The organism is Lentimicrobium sp. S6, assembly GCF_013166635.1.
Classification (GTDB): Bacteria; Bacteroidota; Bacteroidia; order Bacteroidales; family UBA12170; genus UBA12170.
Genome location: NZ_JABKBZ010000017.1, coordinates 43,326 through 64,934, shown reverse-complemented (window position 1 = coordinate 64,934; position 21,609 = coordinate 43,326). Strand labels below are relative to the sequence as shown.

The window sequence follows — 21,609 nt, the reverse complement described above, 5'->3', positions numbered from 1 at the left end:
CAATTAAGAACAAAATACAATGGTAAATTTGCTGTTTGTAGATCTTCTTGTTTAAAAACACTAAACAAAAAATAGCATTTAGAAAAACCAGATAAGACTTTTAAGGGACATATAAAAAATATTGAGCTTATGAAACTTCAAAATTGGCATATAAGAAAATTTATATCCAAGTATGGTTTTACAATCTCTATATTGTACGATATCAAATAAGTTAACTTACAATAATGAATTAATCTGGGGCGTTCAAACGTTGCTTGGTGACTTCAAACATGGTGATTCCACCTGCAACAGATACATTAAGAGAGGCGATTTGACCAACCATAGGTATCTTTATAAAACCATCTAAGTATTTCATATAGGCTTCTGAAATTCCATTTTCTTCACTTCCTAGCATGAGTGCGACTGGGCCTGTAAAATCAACATCATAATAATACTCTGTAGCTTTCTCTGAAATTCCGTAGATTTTAATTCCACTATTTTTCAAAAACTCTAATGTAGTCTTTAAGTTATCCTCACGACAAACTTGAATCTTATGCAATGCCCCTGCTGATGTTTTAATGGCATCTTCATTAACAGTGGCTGCTCCTCTAGAAGGAATGATGATTGCATCTACTCCACTACATTCAGCTGTTCTAGCTATAGCTCCAAAGTTTCTTACATCGGTAATTCTATCCAATACTAAAAGAAATGGGTTTTTCCCATCCTCATAAAGCATAGGTATTAGGTTTTCAATATTCTGATAAGTGATTGGTGAAAGATATGCGATAACACCCTGATGGTTTTTTCTTGTTATGCGATCTAAACCCTGCTGTGGAACACTATTAAAAGGGATATGGTGATACTTTATTAACTGAAAGAAGTCATGATACAAGCCTCCTCTTAATCCATTCTGAATCAACAATTTCTCTATTTCTTTCCCACTTTCAATGGCTTCCATAATGGCTCTAATGCCAAATACCATCTGATTTTTATCTTCACTTTTTCTCATCATATTCTTATCATTGAATTTGCAAAGGTAGGGATTTGTTGAAAGTATTAAGCGTATTTTATTCTTCTTCTTTTCGAAGTATTTCTAATAATAGTTTTGCTGTGGCAGCGGGCTCATCTTTTTCGATAGGAATATTCAGAACGCTATTGTCGTCTCTTTTGGCAATACCAAAACCATAAGCTTTATCATAGTATTGAAGACTTATATCTGCAACGGTCATAAAATCCCCTGACTCTAGGGCATCCAAAGCTTGTTGCGCTCGCAAACCACCTAACTTTCTGGCTATTCTCTCCAAAGCATTTTTCAAAGCCACATTATCACCATTGGCATATTCTTTCACCAAGCGCTCCTCTCTCACTTTCTTTGGAATAACGACCTGATAAACTTTAGCTTCTCTCATTCTTTTGAACAATGCAAAAGGAATACCGCATTGTCCCATGGTAATACTTTCATCTTCCAGCCAAACAGGTTTGGTAGTATCTAGTTTTAGCCACTCTTTAGCTAAGTTATTCTCAAACTGCTCATTTGTAGGCTGTTCCGATTCACCAATAGAGCCAAATGCTGAACCTTTATGATGGGCTATTCCTTCTAAGTCTACAAATTGCTCTCCAAGATTTTCCAGTTCTTTCAGGATATCTGTTTTACCACTTCCGGTGTATCCTCCGAGTATTCTAATAGAAATATCATTGCCTAATTGTTCTCGAATATAGGCTCGATAACCTTTGTAGCCCCTTGCTAAAATAAAAACCTTTAATCCTATCAATTCAAAAAGCCAAGCCATATTTTGGGAGCGCATCCCTCCTCTCCAACAATGCACCAACAGCTGATTGTTTTTAGCCAACTTTCTGGCTTGCTTGGAGAAGTCAGCGAGTTTTGGACCCACATATTCCAATCCTAACTGAATAGCGAAATCTTTACCGGCTTGCTTATACCTAGTACCTACTTTAGCTCTTTCTTCATTATTAAAAATAGGAATATTCAAAGCTCCTGGAATCCTACCTATATCATACTCTCCAGGAGATCTCACATCTATAATGGGAATAGTTTCTGAAAGCTCTAGAAATTCTTTTGGGCTAATGATATTGAGCATATATTGATTTTACTTCCTGTTTATCGCATCAAACAAATAGAAATTATTTATTCAAGCTATTCATTTGCAAAACTACTCATTATTAATTCTTGAGCCATTACTGAAGATAATATTTCTATGAATCCACAAAAAAAACACCACGATATTCAAGATTACTACCCATATATAATTTGCATTGTGGCTAATTGGTCTATCTTTGCCAAAATTTTTCAAAGTATGATAGTTGTAACAGGTGCCGCAGGCTTTATTGGTAGTGCTCTTACAGGAGGTTTAAATAAAGCTGGGTTTGAGGAGCTTATATTAGTAGATGATTTTTCACGGGAAGAAAAAAAGAATAATCTAATAGGTAAAAAGTACATTGACAAGGTTGAAAGAGAGTACCTCAGCGATTTTCTGAGAAATTATTCCGATGAAATTGATTTCATTATTCATATTGGTGCCCGTACCGACACTGCTGAGTTTAATAAAGATATTTTTGATGAACTCAACCTAAACTATACCAAAATGGTTTGGGAATTTTGTGCTAAGAATGACATTCCTTTAATATACGCTTCCTCAGCTGCCACTTATGGTTTGGGAGAATATGGCTATGAAGATCGGCACGATATCGTTGACAAGCTAAAACCTTTAAATGCCTATGGTGATTCTAAGAATGACTTCGACAAATGGGCTTTACAACAAGAACAACAACCTCCATTTTGGGCAGGATTGAAATTTTTCAATGTATATGGTCCCAATGAATATCATAAAGCAAGAATGGCATCCGTTATTTTCCATGCTTTCCATCAAATAAATGATAATGGTTTAGTAAAACTATTCAAAAGCCATAAAGAAGGTTATGAGGATGGAATGCAATTACGCGATTTCGTTTATGTTAAAGATTTAATTAAGGTGATTATCTTTTTAATGGAAAACAAACCAGAAAGCGGATTATATAATCTTGGAACTGGTACAGCTAGAGCTTTTTATCATTTAGCTGAAGCTACTTTTGCAGCGCTAGAATTAGAAAGCAATATTGAGTTCATCGATACCCCTAAAGACATAAGAGATAAATACCAATATTTTACTGAAGCCAATATGGATAAACTAAAAGCTGCTGGATATGCAGAAGAGTTTTATTCATTAGAGGATGGCGTTAAAGATTATGTGGTGAATTATTTATCGAAAGAAGAGTATCTTTAAATCAGTAGAAGATATATCAATATATTAGCGTAAATTAGGTGGTATGTACAAAACACTTGGTTTACGCTTTTTTAGTTTTATGATATTTTATTGAGTAAAAAAAACAGACCCATTTCATTTAAAAAAAACTATTTTTACTCCAAAGTATACACGATTAGATAAGAAGAAAGATGAAAATCAAATATAAAAACCATCATTTTAAACACGAGAAATCTAAGAACATCATGCTTTTGGTTTATGCCTTAATCATTGGACTTTTAGTGGGACTTGTAGGTGCTTCTTTCAGAATATTTTTGAGTTATATAGAGCAGTTTAGAGACTCTCTATTTGAAAATGTAGAGGATGGTGTGTTGATGACTTGGTTGTGGCCTATTTTATTTACTATCACCGGTATTAGCATTGCTCTATTATTAGTTAAAAAGTATGCGCCAGAAGCTTCAGGAAGTGGAGTTCACGAGATAGAAGGTGCCTTAGATGAAATACGTCCCATGCGATGGAAGCGCGTTTTGCCCATTAAGTTCATTGCTTCGCTTTTCTCTTTAGGAAGTGGATTATTGCTAGGGCGTGAAGGCCCAACCATTCAAATTGGAGCCAATATGGGGCAAATGGTAAAGGATACTGTTGGGACAAGTGAGATAGATAATAATCCTTTAGTATCAGCTGGTGCTGCTGCTGGATTAGCCAGTGCTTTTAATGCTCCTCTTTCTGGAATCATCTTTATTATTGAAGAAATGCATGGCCACTTTAGATTCAACTTTTATTCGGTTGCTGCTATCATGATAGGTGCTGGAGCAGCAGATTTTGTGGTGAGAGCATTAGTAGCTTCTAAACCTAGTATAGAAATGATGGTGTTCACCAGCCCCAATATTTATGGTTTATGGCTTTTTGTTCTACTCGGATTACTTTTTAGTTTGATAGGATTCTTATTCAATAAATTTCTAATACTGGGTTTAGACTTCTTTCAAAAAACATTGAAAAAAGTCCCCAACATTTTTATCGCCATCATAGTGGGACTAATAATAGCTATTATTGGTATATTATCTCCCGAAATGATTGGAGGAGGATATGAATCCATATCTAAGGTATTAGAACACTCCTTTACCCTTTCATTTTTACTTTTCCTCTTCTTAATCAGGATGATATTAACTATTTTCAGTTATAGCTCGGGAGTACCAGGTGGTATTTTTGCCCCTCTACTCACCCTTGGTGTTATTTTCGGGATGCTCTTTGGAATGATCATGCAGGGCTATTTCCCCAACTTAATCTCTCATCCTGGAGTATTTGCTATTGCAGGAATGGCCGCCATTTTCTCGTCAACTGTTAGGGCTCCTTTAACAGGTCTCGTTCTTGCCATAGAAATGACTTCGAATTATGAACTAATCCTTCCTCTGATTATCACTACCCTGACAGCTTCTGTATTTACCACACTCATGGGGAATCAGCCCATTTACACCACACTTTTAAAGCGAACCTTAGCAAAATCTAAACTTGAACATGGAAAATAAACCTTTAAAACATTTAGAAACCTATGATTTCATATAGAAATCCCCTCCATTTTGAAGCTCATAATACTAATATTTAGCAGTTTGTTCATTTGAATAAAATAATTAATTTTTCCATAATATTATTGTTATAAAATTAACAATTTAAATTTCACAAAATACCCTTAAACACAGCTAATAAACCACATTCTATATTATCTCCTCTTGTAAATAAACCAAATAAAACGCATGAGCATCAACCATACGAGTTCAAAATATCAGGTCTTTACTGTTCTTCTATTATTTTTCAGCTTTGGGCTGACAAATTGTAGCCCTAAAGAAAAGAATTCCTATTCCATTGAGAAAGGACAACTGAATTTAAAAGAATGGGATTTTAATAATGATGGTATAGTCAAATTAAATGGAGAATGGGAGTTTTATTGGAATCATTTTATCCTTTCTGAGGATTCTGTTATTGATAAAATAGAAGCTGAGCATATTTCTGTTCCAGGCCTTTGGAACGAACATATTTCCAATGGAAAAAAGATAGAGAATATAGGATATGGTTCCTATAGACTAAAGGTGAGTATAAAAGAAATAGAAGAATTAGCCATAAAATATATAAATGCCAGCTCCTCAGCAGCAATTTATGTTGATGGAGCCTTACTATATGAATCCGGCAAACCCAATACTTCAAAAGAAACAGCAATAGCTGGATATCGGCCTGAAGTGATTTCATTTATTCCAAAGGCTAATGAATTTGAAATTATCATCCATATCTCAAACTATCATCACAAAAAAGGAGGACAGTGGGAACCCTTAATTCTAGGACAGAAAAAGCAGATTCAAGAGTTTTTCAACCTGAGGATTTTTTTGGAAATTCTATCCGCAGGATTTATCTTCATCATGGTATTATTTCACTTAACACTTTACTCGAGATTCCCTGATGACAAACCTCTACTCTATTTTGCCATATTCTCCTTTTTTATTTCCATAAGATTTATTGTAGATGGTGAGTTTTCCATTTTTATGATGGGAGATTTCAGCTGGTCAAGCATATTACATATTTCCTATTTGAGCTTCTATTTGGCTGTGCTTTTCTTTTTCTTATATTTTAAAAGTCTGTTCCCTAAGTTGGTGAATACTATAGCTACTCGAATAATCGTAAGCACTTCATTAGTATTCTCAGCATCTGTAATCTTACTTCCTACAGAGCAGTTTTCCTATGGAATGATTTATTTTCAATTGTTTACCATCATTTCCTGTTTCTACCTATTCCCAGTTCTATTTTTAGCCATTAAAGAAAAAAGAGAAGGTGCTAAGTTTTTACTTATTGGTTTTGTCATCGTTTTTCTTTGCTTGATTCATGATACCCTTGAAGTAAATGAAATCATCTATTCTACTCCTTTATCCTCGTATGGAATCACCATTTTCATTTTAATGCAGGCTTATTTTCTTTCCATTAGAATACGTAAAGCTTTAGAACATAATAAGGTTCTCTCACATGATTTACAGATTCAAAATGAGGAGTATTGCGACTTGAACATCCGCTATAAAGAGCAAAATGAAAGACTATTATTATCTAAGGATAGAGCTGAGGAAAGTGACCGCCTGAAATCCTCTTTCTTAGCCAATATGAGCCATGAGATTAGAACTCCAATGAATGGTATCATGGGTTTTGCAAGTTTATTAAAGATGCCCGAGCTATCACCTGAAGAGCGAAAAGAAAGCATTGAGATCATTGAGAAAAGCGGGCAACGTATGCTCAATATCATTAATGACATTATCGATATTTCGAAAATTGAATCTGGTTTAATGGAAGTCTATATCAAGGAATCTGATATTAATGACCAAGTACAATATATTTATACCTTTTTCAAACCAGAAGTAGAAGCCAAAGGAATGAAACTCATTCTAAAGAATCAGTATTCGAGAGTTCCCACCATCATTAAAACGGACAGTGAAAAGGTTTTCGCTATTTTAACTAATCTGGTTAAAAATGCCATTAAATATTCCGCGAAAGGAATCATTGAATATGGTTTTGAAATAAAAGGAAATTTCCTTGAATTCTATGTAAAAGACGATGGCATTGGAATTGCCCAAGGCAGACAAGAAGCCGTCTTCGAACGTTTTATCCAAGCTGATATCAGCAATAAAATGGCTTTAAGTGGTGCTGGATTAGGTTTATCTATCACCAAGGCTTATGTGGAATTACTAGGAGGAAAAATTTGGTTAGAAAGCCAAGAAGGAAAAGGCTCTACCTTCTTTTTCACCCTGCCCTACCAAATTCCTGAAGAAAGTGAAACCATAAAAACCACAGAGCAAACCAAGGTAGAGGAAATAGATTATCTCAAAAGCTTAAAAATAATGATTGCTGAAGATGATGAAACTTCAAAAACTTTGATTGTTAAGCTGGTAAGAAAGTTAAGCAAAGAAATTATTGAAGTAACTTCTGGAATTGAAGCTGTGGAGCAATGTTGCAAGCATTCTGATATAGATTTGATTTTGATGGATATTCAAATGCCTGAAATGAATGGCCACGAAGCCACACAGGAAATCAGAAAATTCAATAAAGAGGTCATCATTATTGCTCAAACGGCTTATGGTTTGGCTGGTGATAAGGAAAAAGCATTGGAGGCGGGTTGCAACGAATATCTTGCCAAACCTATTGATAATATTGAGCTGTATTCTCTTATTAAAAAGTATTTTGGAGCTAGTTAGCTTCCGCTTTGATGTTTATTGAGTTTAGCTGGAATAAGCCTAATAACTCTTTCCTATAAAACGGAATTTAGAAAATAAGAAAAAGCAGAGCAAATACATCATAATTACTTGGTAGTTCTTTGTGAATTCCTTTGTACCTCTCAGTGTTACAGCTATTACACAAAGTTCCTCAAAGAAAACTCAAAGATTCACAAAGAAATGTTTCATTGTTTAATTACATATCCATATTTAGAAGTTCTTTTTAAATACTAAAAACCAAAAGTTTCCATTCTAAGATCTAAATAATAATTCCAAGGATGGCAATGAATCTCTTTTTTTATTACTCTTTGCCCATCAAATATGGCTATTTTAAAAGGAGCATTTGTCATCCAGTGACAACGAGCCTTATAATTTATAACTTCAGAAATTAATATATTATAATCTTCCTTTGAAACTCTTTGTGATTTTCCTTCATACTTTTGATAATCTGGCAATTCCGAAGATATCTTTATATTTACCCAGCATTTAACTTCCCCTGCAGAATAGGTAGCCATGTATCCGCTATCGCCTTTCATTATTCTTATTTCTTCTTTATGGCCACCAAATTCACCACAATCTCTTATAAAAGCTACAAATATTATGGTATCTGAATCTTTATTAAACGATTTCAAAAATGGCAGCTCTAACTCTTCTCTTAAATCTTGCGCTCTTGCTAATTCAAAATATGAATATCTAAAACCTAAATCAATGGCTTTCCATAAGTTATATTCTCCGTATTTTATTATTCTTTCCTTGTCAGAAGCAGTTAAAGAACTTAACCCAATAGAATCATTATCATCAATATAATCTAGATAATTTATACCAATACCCGCATATGATTGCCCAAGCTCATATTGTGCCTTAATACATTTTCTAAGATAGTAACTTTGACTTGTATCAGCACCATTCCATCTCAAACAATTTAAAGCATAGAACCAATTTATTTCAGGGTTTGAAGGAAACTTTCCCAACAAACATTCTGTATATTTAAATAATGCATCACGATCAATATCAAGTTCATATATACTATCTAAAGATTGTAGAATATTCGAATTACTGCCAATCTTAAATGATACCCCATCATATTTGCAATCTGAATTATGTTCTTGGCCAAATAGACTTAAAACGAATAATATATTTAGAATTATAAAGTTGAATTTCTTCATCGAGTTTGGGATTTTGTCAGTTAATTATTTTACAATCAAGTATAATTAAATTACTCCAAAATCAACTCATCCACAAATAACCAACAATCATTGCCTGCATTAGGATGAGAGGAGGGTAATTTTTTATAATTCTCTATATGGACTTTCAAAGCCACTAATTGTATTCCTTCGAAATCAACTATCACATTCGAACTGTTATGGTCAGAAATGTTTAATAAATTCTTCAAATCGCCATCATAAAGGAGCTTATAGCTCTCCCCTTCTTGTCTACCATAAACTTGTACAGCCTTTGGAGGCATAATCCATGCTCTTTGGCTCTGGATATAGCCAAAGGAGAGTTTTTTCAAATCAGTCGGTGTCTTGAATTCCAATTCAGCCACTAAATCTTTGCCTTGAAATCCGCACCATTTTCCATCACCATGATTATCGCTCCCTAATATACCATCTACTAGGCTTGCATTGGTTTCTCCACCATATCGCCAATTGGGCTTTCTTAAAAGTTTAATATCACATCCTAAACCTAAATGTTTTGCATAATGAATTTCTGTAGTTGTTCTTACTAATTTACCATCCTCAAAAATTCCTGCTATAATCACTCCTGATCCTTTAGGAGAAAAGGCTTTCTTAAACACTTCTCCAGAATCTAGAATCATATTTACATCCTGTGTATATCTGATTTCGGGCTCGTATTGCTCTGAGATGAAGCTCAGCATATTCTCATTAGTAGATGTATCAAACTTTGTTTCTACTGAGATTTTATAAGAACCATTTGAGAAATTGTATCCAAGTTTGGTGAGCAGCTTCTTATGAGTTTGTAAGCGCTCCTTAAAATCGTCAAAGTCTTTATTTCTTTCTCTAGACCATAATGCTTCTGATAAAGCCAGCATTCTTGGCAATAACATATATTCCACATATTCTTCTGTTTCCATATACTCCGTCCAAACATTGCCTTGTCCACCTAAGATAAAAGCTTGCTGCTCCTCGTTTAATTCTTTTGGAAGTGGATTAAAGGCATATACTTTAGATAATGGAAGATAACCTCCAATAGCTTTGGGTTCAAAATCACGATCTGCCTGATAATAATCAAAATAGCAATAATCCGTTGGGGTCATGATTACATCGTGTTCTTGCTTAGCCGCATCTATTCCACCTTGCATTCCACGCCATGACATCACGGTGGCATCTGGTGCTAAACCACCTTCTAAAATCTCGTCCCAGCCAATTAACTTTTTGCCATTTTTATTCAGATATTTTTCCATTCGGCGGATGAAATAACTTTGCAACTCATGCTCATTATTTAAACCCTCCTCTTTTATTCTCTTTTGACATTTTGGACATTCCTCCCAACGTGTTTTCGGGCATTCGTCGGCTCCCACGTGAATATATTCGGCAGGAAATATTTCCATCACTTCATCCAATACTTTTTCATAGAAAACGAAAGTTTCTTCATTACCAGCACAGAAGACATCCTCAAAAACACCCCAAGTTATTGGCACTTCGAGTTTCTCACCAGTACAAGAAAGCTCTGGATACGCTGCTAAAGCAGCCCTACTGTGTCCTGGCATTTCTATTTCTGGAATCACTGTAATATTGAGGTTTTTAGCATATTCCACAATTTCTTTAGCTTGTTCTTGAGTATAAAACCCTCCATATCTTTCTCCATTGGCTTCGGTTCTCCAAGCTCCAATTTCTGTTAATGCTGGATAGGCTTTTATTTCTATTCTCCATCCTTGGTCTTCAGTTAAATGCCAATGGAAATAATTCATTTTATAAAGCGCCATCACATCTAAATACTTCTTAATAAAAGATACTGAGAAGTGATGACGCCCCACATCTAAATGCATTCCACGATATTCGAAACGAGGCTCATCCCATACTTGGATATTTGGCACCTCCACAAGCCCATCTTCTTCATTTATTTGATCCAATAAAATGATTTGAGAAAGTGTCATCACCCCATTAAAAACGCCATTAAAGTCTTTGCCTTGAATAACAACTTTATCTTTATCCACTTCTAAATGATAGCCACTATTTCCAGTTCTAGTCATGTCATTTTTAAAAGAGAGGAGGATGACATTTCTCAGGCCTTCTGCTTCAGCAACATCTTGAACATTGATGTCAAATCCACAAGTAGAGTCTATTTGGCTTTTAAGTTTTTGGGCCAAACGAGTCATCTGAGCATCATTAGAGCCTAGTAAAATAATGGTTTTTTCGGTAATATTAAAGGAGGAAGGCATAGGATACATTCCATTAGCCCTAGGTATTACTGGACTTTCTAAATGACTATTATTCTCAAATTTACATGCAGAGAATAATAATGCTAGAATGATAAATAGACTCCAATTTTTCATAATGTTGATGTTTTATTATTTGTTGACTGATGCCGGATGACCGATGACCGATGACGGATGACGGATGACCTATGTCCAGTATTTATCCTTTGCATAATCAATTCTCCATTAAATAAGGGGCATCTAATAAATCTGTTTTCCCATTTGTTGTTAATGCATATTGATAACCAGGAAGGATTGAATATCCAGCATAATCACCATTAATTCCAATGACCACTAAACCAACTTGAAATTTCAATTCTGGGTTTGGATCCAAGAACTTCGTCTTGATTCTTTCCAAGGCTATTTTACAGGCTTGTTCTGCTGTTTTACCCTGTCGCATTAATTCTAAAACCAAAAAACTGGTTTGAGACTTCAATACATATTCACCTAATCCAGTTGCTGAGCAGGCGCCCACTTCTTCATCAGCAAATAATCCAGCTCCCAAAATAGGACTATCTCCCACTCTTCCTCGCATTTTAAAAGCCAATCCACTCGTTGTACAAGCTGCAGCGACTTCTCCTTTGTGCAAGCCCACGAGCCCAATGGTATCATGATTCTCCACATTCACCTCAGGACTATATTTCGCTTCTTTTCTCCATTCCTCCCAAGCTTTCTTAGTTTCGGGAGTCAATAATTCTATTTCTTTAAACCCCTGAGAACGGGCGAACTGTGCTGCACCTTCACCCGCAAGAAGCACATGAGGAGTCTCCTCCATCACTTTTCGTGCAATATTAATCGGATTTTCAAATCCTTCGAGGAAGCAGACACACCCAGCATTCCCTTTTCCATCCATCATAGCTGCATCCAAAGTTACATGACCATCTCTATCAGGCATTCCACCTAAACCAACTGAGGTATTCTTTGGATTTGATTCACTGATATTGGCCCCTTTTTCCAAAGCATCGATTAATGAACCTCCAGCCTCAATGACTTCCGTAGCCTTCTTATTGGCAGGAACACCATGATTCCAAGTACTCAAGAAAATAGTCTCTTTGCTTTTTGAAGGTAAATTAGGGATTATCATTTCCGATTTTACTAATGGACTGATTAATAAACCTCCTCCAAAAAGAGCTGATTTCTTCAGAAAATTTCTTCTATTACTCATGGCTATTGATTATAGGTTTGGTTTGTCATTCTTTGATATTCGTTGGACGAGATTTCGTCGCCATGATTACAGATGGGACATAAATAGTAGTATTTTGTTTTCACCGGAAAGAGGGGCAGAAAAAACAAAGAGAAAGAAGTTTGATGTTTGGCATAATGCCATTTAGTAGTATTATTACAATGATGGCAATGATTGGTAAAAGTACTCACCGTAATTTCTGGCTTGGCATCATCTAGACCGAATATAACGAACATTTATTTTTTTGCTGCTAAGCTATAAAAAAATGAAGCTAATCTGAAGTTTCGATTGTAGTTTTTACGATGATGGCTTATTCCTCTTTTATTTCTTGACAATAGCCTTTCAGCCATTCTGAACAATCTTCTATAGTGTCAAAAAGGTATTTCTCAGGAAGTATATTGGGAATCAATCTGTTTTTCTTCAACAAATAAAGAGGCTGAGCTTGTATCATGGTCAAAACCACTACAATACCCATCTTCTGCATCTCCTTAATCACCTCCTCCAAAGCATATAAACCTGACTGATCGATAAAAGGTACTTTCTTCATCCTGAATATCACCACTTTGGCATTAGTGGGAATTTTATTGATGCGTTCCATCATTTTTGCTGCCACACCAAAAAACATAGGCCCATCAAAGCGCTTGATATAAACAGTATCTCGACTTAATGAGAGATTTACTTCATCGCTCCAAGCCATTTCTCTATCATACTGGTCCACTTGAGTTAAAGAAGTATTATCTTCCACCATTTCGCTGGCTTTTCGCATAAATATAATGGATGAAATCACCATTCCGATTCCTACAGCTTGCAATAAATCCACAAAAACAGTCAAAATTAAAACTACGATCAACACAAAAGCATCGGCTTTTGGGATATTCAATAAATTCTTTAATCCTCTAATATCGATAATGCTAATTCCCACAGTGATTAACACCCCAGCCAAAGATGCTAGTGGAATAAAGGCCACATACTTACCTAATCCTAATATGATAAATAACAATAATAAAGCATGAACCACACCCGAAATACGGCTATGGCCTCCCGATTTGATATTCACAACAGTTCGCATGGTCGCACCTGCTCCTGGGATTCCTCCAATTAGTGAAGCAGCCATATTACCAATTCCTTGTCCGATAAGCTCTTTATTGCTATTATGTTTGGTTCGAGTTACATTATCCGCAACCACGGAAGTTAATAAGGAATCTATAGTGCCCAATCCCGCCAATGTAATAGCAGGTATTAAAGCCATATTAATGTCACTAATGTGTATATCAAGTAAAGATGAAATCTGTAGCTCTGGCAACCCCTGAGGCATTTCACCTATTAATGGCAAGTCGAGCTTGAAAAAATAGGCCGCAAACGAACTGGCTAATAGAGCTACCAATGTGCTAGGAATAGCTTTGGTTACTTTAGGAAATAAATAAATAATTAAAATTGTTGAAATAGCTATTGATACAGAGATGAAATTGCTTAGGGGAATGGCACTAGGAATTTGCAATATTACTTGTATCATTTTATTGGGAGAATTTAAACCCAGAACTGGAAAAAATTGATAAAAAATAATGATAACACCAATTCCACTCATAAAACCTGATAAAACAGGATAAGGAATAAACTTCACATATTTACCTATTTTTAAAAGCCCAAAAACAATTTGAAACAAGCCCGCCATTAAAAAAGTAAGGATAATGACTCCTAAAGCATTATCTAAATTTCCATAGGATGCTATTCCCATGGCTATAATGGTTGCAGAAACAACAGTCATAGGACCAGTTGGGCCAGAAATCTGAGTGGGAGTTCCGCCAAATATAGCGGCTAAAAAACCTAAAACCATGGCCCCATATAATCCAGCACTAGCTCCCATTCCCGATTGTACTCCAAACGCCAAAGCTAAAGGAAGTGCAACAATTCCAGCAGTTAATCCTCCGAAAATATCTCCTTTTAAATTTTTCACTTTCATACTATCGGTGTTTTTTCAATGCCCTAAATCGTGTTTCCGCGAAATTAGAAATTGTAAATGGATATACTTCAGGATATTCATAATTTATAGCCTGTAAAAATAACCCCATTTATAATCTGGGCTTAGATAAACATCACTATACAAACTACGTATAACACTGATTAATAAGCCATTTCAATTAAACAACCTCATTAGTATTATTAATGGAGAGTGAAGCCACAAATTAGAACTGTTATAAATTTCACAATAGCTTATTTTTCGGGAAGGAATCAGCGCTTTTTCTCCATAATAAATAATACTTTTGCAGCCATTTTTAATACAAAAACCATTTAATATGTTGAAGAATATCAATATTGTTTCTGCCGAAGAAGCAGTGAAAGTAATTAAGTCAAACGACAGAATCCATATGCACAGTGTTTCTTGTGCTCCTCAAAAGCTCATTCAAGCCATGTGCGAAAGAGGAAGAAGAAAAGAGTTTTATAATGTCAGAATTCAGCATCTTCACATTGAAGGTCCTGCTCCCTATTCAAATCCAGAATTTGAAGGTATTTTTCAATTGGAATCATTTTTTGTAGGACATAATGTTCGTAAGGATACACAAGCTGGTTATGCCGATTATATTCCTGTTTTCTTACAAGAAACTCAGCGTTTAATTCGTGAAGGATACACACCTGTTGACGTGGTTATGATTCAAGTTTCTCCTATCGACAAGCATGGATATGTATCATTAGGAACTTCTGTGGATGCTACTCTTGCAGCTGTTCAGACTGCAAAAACCGTAATTGCTGTTATCAATAAGAATATGCCTAGAGCCTTTGGCGATGCCATGATAAGTGCCAATATGATTGATATCTTCTGCGAAGATGATACTCCGCTTATCGAAGCTGCTTTTGGTGCTCCAAATGATGTAGAAATTGCTATTGGTAAAAATGTAGCTGAATTAATTGAGGATGGTGCAACATTACAAATGGGTATTGGGGCCATTCCTAATGCGGTTTTAGCTCAATTGGGAAATCACAAAAACTTAGGGGTTCATACTGAAATGTTTGCCGATGGTATTCTTCCTTTGGTAGAAAGCGGAGTAGTAAATGGTGCTAAAAAAGGAATTGATGTTGGGAAAATGGTTTCTACTTTCCTAATGGGTAGTAAAACACTATACGATTTCGTAGATGATAACCCAGGTGTAGTCATGAAAGATGTAAGCTATACTAATGATATCAACATGATTTGCCGTAACCCTAAAGTTACTGCCATCAATTCTGCTATTCAGGTTGACATTACTGGTCAGGTTTGTTCTGATAGTATTGGAACTAAATTCTACTCTGGTGTAGGTGGACAAATAGACTTTATTCGTGGAGCTAGTATGAGCCCAGGTGGAAAGCCAATCATCGCTATGCCGTCAGTAACTGGAAGAGGGGTGAGTAAAATTGCTCCCGTTTTAAATCTTGGTGCTGGCGTAGTAACAACACGTTCGAATATGCATTGGATGGTGACTGAATATGGTGCTGTTAATCTTTATGGTAGAACTTTACAAGATAGAGCAAAACTATTGATTAGTATTGCACACCCAGAGCATAGAGAAGAACTAGACAGAGCTGCTTTTGAACGCTTTGGTCCTCACTTCCATTTTGTTCCTGATTCACAAAAATAGGATACAAGCATTTTATATATTGAAGCCCCTTTCCTTTTTGGATTGGGGTTTTGTTTTTTTTTAGTCATATTCTAAAATGTTATCATTTTATTAATTAGCACTTTCACTTCCAATTAATTAAGTAATTTCTTTAGCTTTACCTTTCAAAATCATCGGATCACATCTTATGATTTGAAATTAACAATTAAAAGCTAATGAAAAGAAAAACATTATTCCTATTATTACTGCTAATAGCTTTTAATATAAAAGGCCAACATCATTTAGATTCATTATGGGCGGTTTGGAAAAACCCAAGTATTGAAGATACAATGCGAGCCCTGGCTTTAATGGATTATATATGGAAAGGACCTTTAAATAATCAACCTGACTCTGCAATTCTCTTAAACCAGGAATTATATGAATTTAGTCATCAAATTGGCTTTCTAAGAGGCAAAGTAGATGCTATGGAACAAAATGGCTATATGTATTTCAGATTGGGGAAATATCCTCAAGCCTTAGAATCTTATAATCATGCATTAAGGCTATCAGATAGCATCGATTACCAACTCAGATCTGCTGATATCCTATTAAAAACAGGTTATCTTTATCATGAAAATGAAGACATTATTAAAGCATTATACTTTTATGAAAAGTGCTTAAAGATTTACCAAGAACTAGATGACAACTTCGGAATCAGTGCTGTTTATAATGAATACGGAAGTATTTATAAAGCTAAAGGTGAATATCAAAAGTCTTTGGAATACTATTTTAAAAGCATTGCTGTCAATAATGAATACAATGACGAATCAGGTAATGCCTCCATGTATAACAATATTGGCGACCTTTATTTCATTCAGGAAAAACATACCCAATCCATAACCTACTTTCAAAAGGCACTGGCTTTATCCGAGCAAGCAAATGATTTAATGGGGGTTTCTGCTGCACTAACTGGCATTGCTAATGTTTATGCACAGAGAGGTGAATATGATTATGCTTTAGAACAATTGAAGAAATGTCAATTGATTAATGAGCAAATAGGATATACTCTTGGCATCTCAAATATCCTTATCGATATGGGAGATATTTATATGGAACAAAAAAGATTTACGAAAGCAATTTCCAGTTATGAAGAAGGATTTAGATTGGCAAAAGATTTGGGTGATATCGGCAATCAAGAATCCTCAAGTGATGGTTTATTTAAAGCTTACAGAGCCATTGGAAACCAGAAAGAAGCATTAAACTATTTAGAGAATAAAATATATTTTAATGACAGTCTAAAATCAGAAGAAACAGCCATTCGATTGCAACAACTAGAGTTTAAGCGACAAGTTCAGGCGGATAGTTTAATACAGATAGAAAAAGACCTAAAGGTAGAAATGTATCATCAAGCTGTGATGAGGACAAAAGACCGAAATAGGAATTTGGCTATAGGCTTTGGTATCTTCTTTTTGTTTGTTTCTGGGGGACTTTATAGCCGATGGTCTTATATTAAAAAGTCAAAAGCCATTTTACAAAAAGAAAAAGACCGATCGGAAAACTTATTATTGAATATCCTACCCGAAGAAATTGCAGAAGAACTTAAAGAAAAAGGAGAAGCAGAAGCTCGAGATTTTGAGTTGGTTTCTATTCTCTTTACCGATTTTAAAGGATTTACCCAGAAATCGGAGCATTTAACGGCCAAAGAGCTGATAGAAGAAATAAACGAATGCTTTATAGCCTTTGACCATATCTGTGGAAAATATGGCATAGAAAAGATTAAAACCATAGGTGATGCCTATATGGCAGCCGGAGGAGTCCCCGTTTATTCAAAATCGTCTACTAAAAATACTATCCTCGCTGCAATTGAAATGCAGGATTTTGTAAGTGAGAGAATAAAAGTAAAACAAGCTCAAAATAAGTTGGCCTTCGAAATGCGTTTGGGAATCCATACCGGTCCAGTGGTAGCAGGAATTGTGGGAGTGAAAAAATTCCAATACGATATTTGGGGAGATACTGTAAACACAGCAGCCCGAATGGAAAGCAGCGGTGAAATTGGAATGGTAAATATCTCACAGTATACCTATGAGCTCATCAAAGATGATCCACAATTCCAATTCACTTCAAGAGGTAAAATACAAGCCAAAGGAAAAGGTGAAATGGAAATGTGGTTTGTGAAAAAAGCTTAAATCCTCATCATTTTAGTGTAAGATTTTCTAAAGCTTATCGACCAAAAGAGAAAACACCTTATGAAAACACAAAAAATAACTCAAATTACTCTGTTACTATTTTTACTCCTAGCCACTAATCCTATATTTTCTCAAGGTTGCTCGGATGCTGGAGTTTGCTCTGCTACTCAACAATTTGACGCCCCAAGCTCTAAGAAATTAGCTCATCACTTTAGCTTAACCCCTTCAATAGGCCTAGGTGATCAACAATCTTGGATATTGGGTTCTGTAATAAGCTATCAAATTCAAAACCAAAAAGGTTGGTCTTTTGGACTTGCGCTTCCCTACTCCACTACTTTTGGTAATATTGCAACCACTTCTGGAATTGGGGATATTATATTAAGCTTAAATGCGCCCTTATTTAAGAATGCAGATCATCAAGTTTCTTGGCTTATAGCAGGTAAAATTGCCACAGGGGATGCCAATAAATTAGACCAAGGCTTGGCTTTACCCATGATTTACCAACAAAGCTCCGGAACCAATGACCTTATTACTTCGCTACAATGGAATTTTAAAACTTGGCTTTTTGCAGCAGGTTATCAACATGCTTTTAACACAACCGAGAATACCTTTTTATCCAGTGACTTCCTTTTAGATAGTGATGCAGCCAAATATCATTCTTCAGCCTATTTAAAAAGAGGCGATGATGTGATGGTTCGATTTGAAAAAAGATTTCAGGGGAAGAAAAAGTCAAGCTTTAAAGCTGGAGTATTACCTATTTTCAGAATTCAAGCAGATGAAATTAAAGTAGATGACGAATACCAGGAAATAGCCAATAGCACTGGACTTACTTTGAATCTCTATACCGCATGGCGATATCAGTTTTCGGAGCAGTTCTATACTGAATTACAACTAGCTGCACCTCCAATCACAAGAGAAGTACGTGCAGATGGAACTACTCGATCTTTTTTGCTTAATCTTCGTATGGCCTTTAGTTTGTAATATTGATGGTTGTTGGTTGATTTAGCAGTAGCACAGTTCTCCCGAGCTGCAAGTTTTGGATAAATGTGTTTTTCTTGGGATGTACAATCTAGTCATACTGTATTCTTGATAGTTTATGGAGCGATTAACAATATTGCTCAAATTGTTCAGCTAAACTGAAACATCGTAAAATGTATTTACTTCAACACTTTTTCAAAAAAGTATTACAAAAACCTCCGCTATATATCAAAGTCTACTCCACAAATGCCTTTCCGGAAAAACAATAAACTCCTCCTTTTAGTGACATCCTAGGGATTGTCACTAACGAGCGTCAAACAGTATTGTTTTTTATTCCTTCAAGCCATTTGCTCCGTTTAACGCCTTTGCAATAAGGCGGCTTAGACATTCCTACGGAAGTCTTTATAAACTTTGCAGAGCTTCAGGTGTGTTTGTGTTAGATTTGCTCTTTTGTGTAGTATAAATTTCTACATTAACTATTTGTAATATTTCGGAGACCGTGGGAAGGCCTCTCCCAAACAGAACGCGGCTCTAGAAGTGAATTTCAGAATATTAGATTTAACAGCAAAGGGCTTTAGCTTTTAAATAATGACATAATAAAAGCAAGGAATAAAAAACAAGGCTTTTAAACCTGGTAAACATCCGTAATTCATAGGTTATTATTTTCTACTTTGCTAGTTAAATCAATAATCTGGAAGAGGAGGGCTGGCTATTGTTTGGGATGGCTTTTTGCTTACTTTTTTCCACAAAAAAGTATAAAGACATATTAAATAGTGTCTTTCAAAACATCATGATACTTACTGCACAAACAGTCTGAACGGTGATAATTATTGATGAATGTAAAATCAATTCACCAAGAATTCAGAATAGAACCTATTTTTGCTTTACCCCCCCAGAAATAAAACTTGCCCCCAAGTTTTTTTCATTCCATTGAATTTTCAACCACTGTTAAAGAGAATCATCTCACTCCTATAAACAAAAAAACCACAAATACACTGAATGCATTTGTGGTTTCAAATATGGTTTAGAAGATTATTTACACATTAAATCTAATATTAATAATATCACCATCCTCTACTATATAATTCTTTCCTTCAATGAGAAGTTTTCCTTTATCACGGCATGCTGCTTCAGAACCCAATTCAGCGAAATCTTCATAGTGCATCACTTCAGCGCGGATAAAACCACGTTCTAAATCACTATGAATAACACCTGCTGCTTGCGGTGCTTTAGTACCTTTTCTGATGGTCCAAGCATGAATTTCTTTAGGTCCGGCAGTAAAGAAAGATTGAAGGTTTAATAAATGATAGGCTCCTCTTACAAATTTACCAACTCCAGGCTCAGTTAAACCAGCATCACTTAAAAATTCTTTTTGATCTTCTTCGTCTAACTCCGCAATCTCTGCTTCTAAGGATCCCGCGATAATCAAAACCTCACCATCATTACCAACTGCTTCTTTTACACTATTTACATAGTCATTACCATCAACAGCGGAAGCATCATCCACATTACAAACATAAAGAGTAGGCTTGTCGGTCAATAGATACATATCTAAGATAAAATCTTTATGATCTTGTTCATTAACATCAAAATCTCTCACATTACCAAAATCCTCTAAAAAGGCTTTGAGGTTGGTCAAAATTTCAACTCCGCGTTTGGCGACCTTGTCACCTACTTTTACCAATTTACCTAAACGCTCTATTTTACGCTCCACTAAATCTAAATCGCGAACTTGAAGCTCAAAATCCACAATTTCTTTATCTCGAACAGGGTCTATTCCACCTTCAATATGAGGAAGGTTTTCATCGTCGAAACATCTTAAAACGTGAATCAAAGCATTGGTTTGCTGAATATCGGCAAGAAATTTATTACCAACACCTTCCCCTTCGCTAGAACCTTTTGTTAAACCAGGAATATCAACCAACTCCACAGTAGCAGGAATAATTTTGCCAGAGTTCATAATATCATAAAGAACCTTTAAACGAGGGTCTATCACGTTTACCATTCCAATATTTGACTTATTTGTGGAGAAAGCAAAATTGCTAGTCTCCGCTTTTGTATTCGATACACAATTAAAAATAGTTGTCTTACCAATGTTTGACAAACCAATAATACCGCATTTTAATGCCATAATGCTATTTCTTTGAATTTTCTAAAATGATTCTTTATTAAACTTTTCTGGATGAGCGGCAGAAACCTCAAGGTATACTTGCCTGATGGTTTCAAAATCTGCTTTTTCATCTCCTGTTAAATGAATGGTAGTCTTGGTTCCTAGGGTTTTCTTTTCATAATCGATAAAACCTAAGACAACAGGAACCTGAGCATCTTTAGCGATAAAGTAAAATCCTCGCATCCACTTTCGTACTCTCTTACGTGTTCCTTCGGGCGTAATGGTCAATAAAAACTCATCACGTTTGTGAAACTCATCCACCATCATCTTTACTAAACCCACTCTACGTCCAGCTTTCACCGGAATAGCTCCTAAGGATTTCAACCATATTCCTAAAGGAAAAAAGAAGAACTTTTCGTTTATTATAAACTTCACCGACTTGCTGATAGTATTATAATAAAGTCTTCCTAAAACAAAATCCCAGCCACTGGTATGAGGAGCTGCAATAATCACAAACTTTTTACCTTCAGGGAAATCGCCTTCGACTTTCCAGCCAAAAAGTTTTAATGCTGCTTTACTTAGAAATCTTACCATTTTCATTTATTAACGGGCGCAAAGATAATTGAATTGATTGATTTATTTAAAATATTGAGAATAGATTTAT

The 21,609-nt window shown here is 35.4% G+C and carries 15 protein-coding genes; 6 read left to right on the top strand and 9 right to left on the bottom strand.

Annotated features, from left to right (window positions below; genetic code table 11):
• Positions 1-229 precede the first annotated feature (229 nt).
• The gene (gene rlmB, locus HNS40_RS08105) at positions 230-991 is read right to left on the bottom strand and encodes a 23S rRNA (guanosine(2251)-2'-O)-methyltransferase RlmB (RefSeq protein WP_253916283.1); all 762 of its coding nucleotides are present in this window, start codon (positions 989-991) and stop codon (positions 230-232) included.
• A 55-nt stretch (positions 992-1,046) separates the two neighbouring features.
• Positions 1,047-2,078 carry a tRNA 2-selenouridine(34) synthase MnmH gene (mnmH, locus tag HNS40_RS08100; RefSeq protein WP_172279530.1) on the bottom strand — a complete coding sequence of 344 codons (1,032 nt, stop codon included), beginning with the start codon at positions 2,076-2,078 and terminating at the stop codon, positions 1,047-1,049.
• 216 nt (positions 2,079-2,294) lie between these two features.
• Between mnmH and rfaD the strand changes: the two genes are divergently transcribed.
• From rfaD to HNS40_RS08085, 3 genes are all read left to right on the top strand, one after another.
• Entirely contained in the window at positions 2,295-3,260 is a 966-nt protein-coding gene (gene rfaD, locus HNS40_RS08095) for an ADP-glyceromanno-heptose 6-epimerase (protein ID WP_172279528.1), read from the top strand.
• Between the two features lie 170 nt (positions 3,261-3,430).
• Positions 3,431-4,765 (top strand): H(+)/Cl(-) exchange transporter ClcA, encoded by a 1,335-nt coding sequence (gene clcA, locus HNS40_RS08090; protein WP_172279526.1) that lies wholly within the window; start codon positions 3,431-3,433, stop codon positions 4,763-4,765.
• 225 nt (positions 4,766-4,990) lie between these two features.
• Positions 4,991-7,462 (top strand): ATP-binding protein, encoded by a 2,472-nt coding sequence (locus HNS40_RS08085; protein ID WP_172279524.1) that lies wholly within the window; start codon positions 4,991-4,993, stop codon positions 7,460-7,462.
• A 248-nt stretch (positions 7,463-7,710) separates the two neighbouring features.
• Here the strand turns inward: HNS40_RS08085 and HNS40_RS08080 are convergent, their stop codons facing one another.
• From HNS40_RS08080 to HNS40_RS08060, 5 genes are all read right to left on the bottom strand, one after another.
• A complete protein-coding gene (locus HNS40_RS08080) occupies positions 7,711-8,646 on the bottom strand; it encodes a hypothetical protein (protein WP_172279522.1) in 936 nt (311 codons plus the stop codon).
• Positions 8,647-8,696: 50 nt separating this feature from the next.
• Positions 8,697-10,997, bottom strand: a complete 2,301-nt coding sequence (locus tag HNS40_RS08075) for a beta-N-acetylhexosaminidase (RefSeq protein WP_172279520.1) — start codon at positions 10,995-10,997, stop codon at positions 8,697-8,699.
• Between the two features lie 97 nt (positions 10,998-11,094).
• A complete protein-coding gene (locus HNS40_RS08070; protein ID WP_172279518.1) occupies positions 11,095-12,084 on the bottom strand; it encodes a N(4)-(beta-N-acetylglucosaminyl)-L-asparaginase in 990 nt (329 codons plus the stop codon).
• 2 nt (positions 12,085-12,086) lie between these two features.
• Positions 12,087-12,338: a zinc-ribbon domain-containing protein gene (locus tag HNS40_RS08065; RefSeq protein ID WP_172279516.1), complete on the bottom strand. Its 252-nt coding sequence runs from the start codon at positions 12,336-12,338 to the stop codon at positions 12,087-12,089.
• 74 nt (positions 12,339-12,412) lie between these two features.
• Complete coding sequence (locus HNS40_RS08060) at positions 12,413-14,062, bottom strand: SulP family inorganic anion transporter (protein WP_172279514.1); 1,650 nt, start codon at positions 14,060-14,062, stop codon at positions 12,413-12,415.
• Between the two features lie 334 nt (positions 14,063-14,396).
• On the opposite strand from HNS40_RS08060, the gene HNS40_RS08055 reads away from it, so the two are divergent.
• The 3 genes from HNS40_RS08055 to HNS40_RS08045 all read left to right on the top strand — a co-directional run bounded on the left by HNS40_RS08055 (position 14,397) and on the right by HNS40_RS08045 (position 18,838).
• On the top strand, positions 14,397-15,713 hold the full coding sequence (locus tag HNS40_RS08055; RefSeq protein ID WP_172279512.1) for an acetyl-CoA hydrolase/transferase family protein: 1,317 nt from the start codon (positions 14,397-14,399) through the stop codon (positions 15,711-15,713).
• A gap of 194 nt (positions 15,714-15,907) precedes the next feature.
• On the top strand, positions 15,908-17,857 hold the full coding sequence (locus HNS40_RS08050) for an adenylate/guanylate cyclase domain-containing protein (protein WP_172279510.1): 1,950 nt from the start codon (positions 15,908-15,910) through the stop codon (positions 17,855-17,857).
• 60 nt (positions 17,858-17,917) lie between these two features.
• On the top strand, positions 17,918-18,838 hold the full coding sequence (locus tag HNS40_RS08045) for a hypothetical protein (protein ID WP_172279493.1): 921 nt from the start codon (positions 17,918-17,920) through the stop codon (positions 18,836-18,838).
• 1,033 nt (positions 18,839-19,871) lie between these two features.
• On the opposite strand, the gene ychF is transcribed toward HNS40_RS08045, so the two are convergent.
• On the bottom strand, positions 19,872-20,966 hold the full coding sequence (gene ychF / locus HNS40_RS08040; RefSeq protein ID WP_172279491.1) for a redox-regulated ATPase YchF: 1,095 nt from the start codon (positions 20,964-20,966) through the stop codon (positions 19,872-19,874).
• Between the two features lie 21 nt (positions 20,967-20,987).
• Entirely contained in the window at positions 20,988-21,539 is a 552-nt protein-coding gene (locus HNS40_RS08035) for a 1-acyl-sn-glycerol-3-phosphate acyltransferase (protein WP_172279489.1), read from the bottom strand.
• Between the last annotated feature and the right edge of the window lie 70 nt (positions 21,540-21,609).

Bases quoted from the DNA above. Each gene is read 5' to 3' on its own strand.
- HNS40_RS08075 (WP_172279520.1), bottom strand. From the start codon at position 10,997: ATGAAAAATTGGAGTCTATTTATCATTCTAGCATTATTATTCTCTGCA.
- mnmH (WP_172279530.1), bottom strand. From the start codon at position 2,078: ATGCTCAATATCATTAGCCCAAAAGAATTTCTAGAGCTTTCAGAAACT.
- clcA (WP_172279526.1), top strand. From the start codon at position 3,431: ATGAAAATCAAATATAAAAACCATCATTTTAAACACGAGAAATCTAAG.
- HNS40_RS08060 (WP_172279514.1), bottom strand. From the start codon at position 14,062: ATGAAAGTGAAAAATTTAAAAGGAGATATTTTCGGAGGATTAACTGCT.
- HNS40_RS08045 (WP_172279493.1), top strand. From the start codon at position 17,918: ATGAAAACACAAAAAATAACTCAAATTACTCTGTTACTATTTTTACTC.
- HNS40_RS08050 (WP_172279510.1), top strand. From the start codon at position 15,908: ATGAAAAGAAAAACATTATTCCTATTATTACTGCTAATAGCTTTTAAT.
- HNS40_RS08035 (WP_172279489.1), bottom strand. From the start codon at position 21,539: ATGGTAAGATTTCTAAGTAAAGCAGCATTAAAACTTTTTGGCTGGAAA.
- HNS40_RS08065 (WP_172279516.1), bottom strand. From the start codon at position 12,338: ATGTTCGTTATATTCGGTCTAGATGATGCCAAGCCAGAAATTACGGTG.
- HNS40_RS08085 (WP_172279524.1), top strand. From the start codon at position 4,991: ATGAGCATCAACCATACGAGTTCAAAATATCAGGTCTTTACTGTTCTT.
- HNS40_RS08070 (WP_172279518.1), bottom strand. From the start codon at position 12,084: ATGAGTAATAGAAGAAATTTTCTGAAGAAATCAGCTCTTTTTGGAGGA.
- rfaD (WP_172279528.1), top strand. From the start codon at position 2,295: ATGATAGTTGTAACAGGTGCCGCAGGCTTTATTGGTAGTGCTCTTACA.
- rlmB (WP_253916283.1), bottom strand. From the start codon at position 991: ATGATGAGAAAAAGTGAAGATAAAAATCAGATGGTATTTGGCATTAGA.
- HNS40_RS08080 (WP_172279522.1), bottom strand. From the start codon at position 8,646: ATGAAGAAATTCAACTTTATAATTCTAAATATATTATTCGTTTTAAGT.
- ychF (WP_172279491.1), bottom strand. From the start codon at position 20,966: ATGGCATTAAAATGCGGTATTATTGGTTTGTCAAACATTGGTAAGACA.
- HNS40_RS08055 (WP_172279512.1), top strand. From the start codon at position 14,397: ATGTTGAAGAATATCAATATTGTTTCTGCCGAAGAAGCAGTGAAAGTA.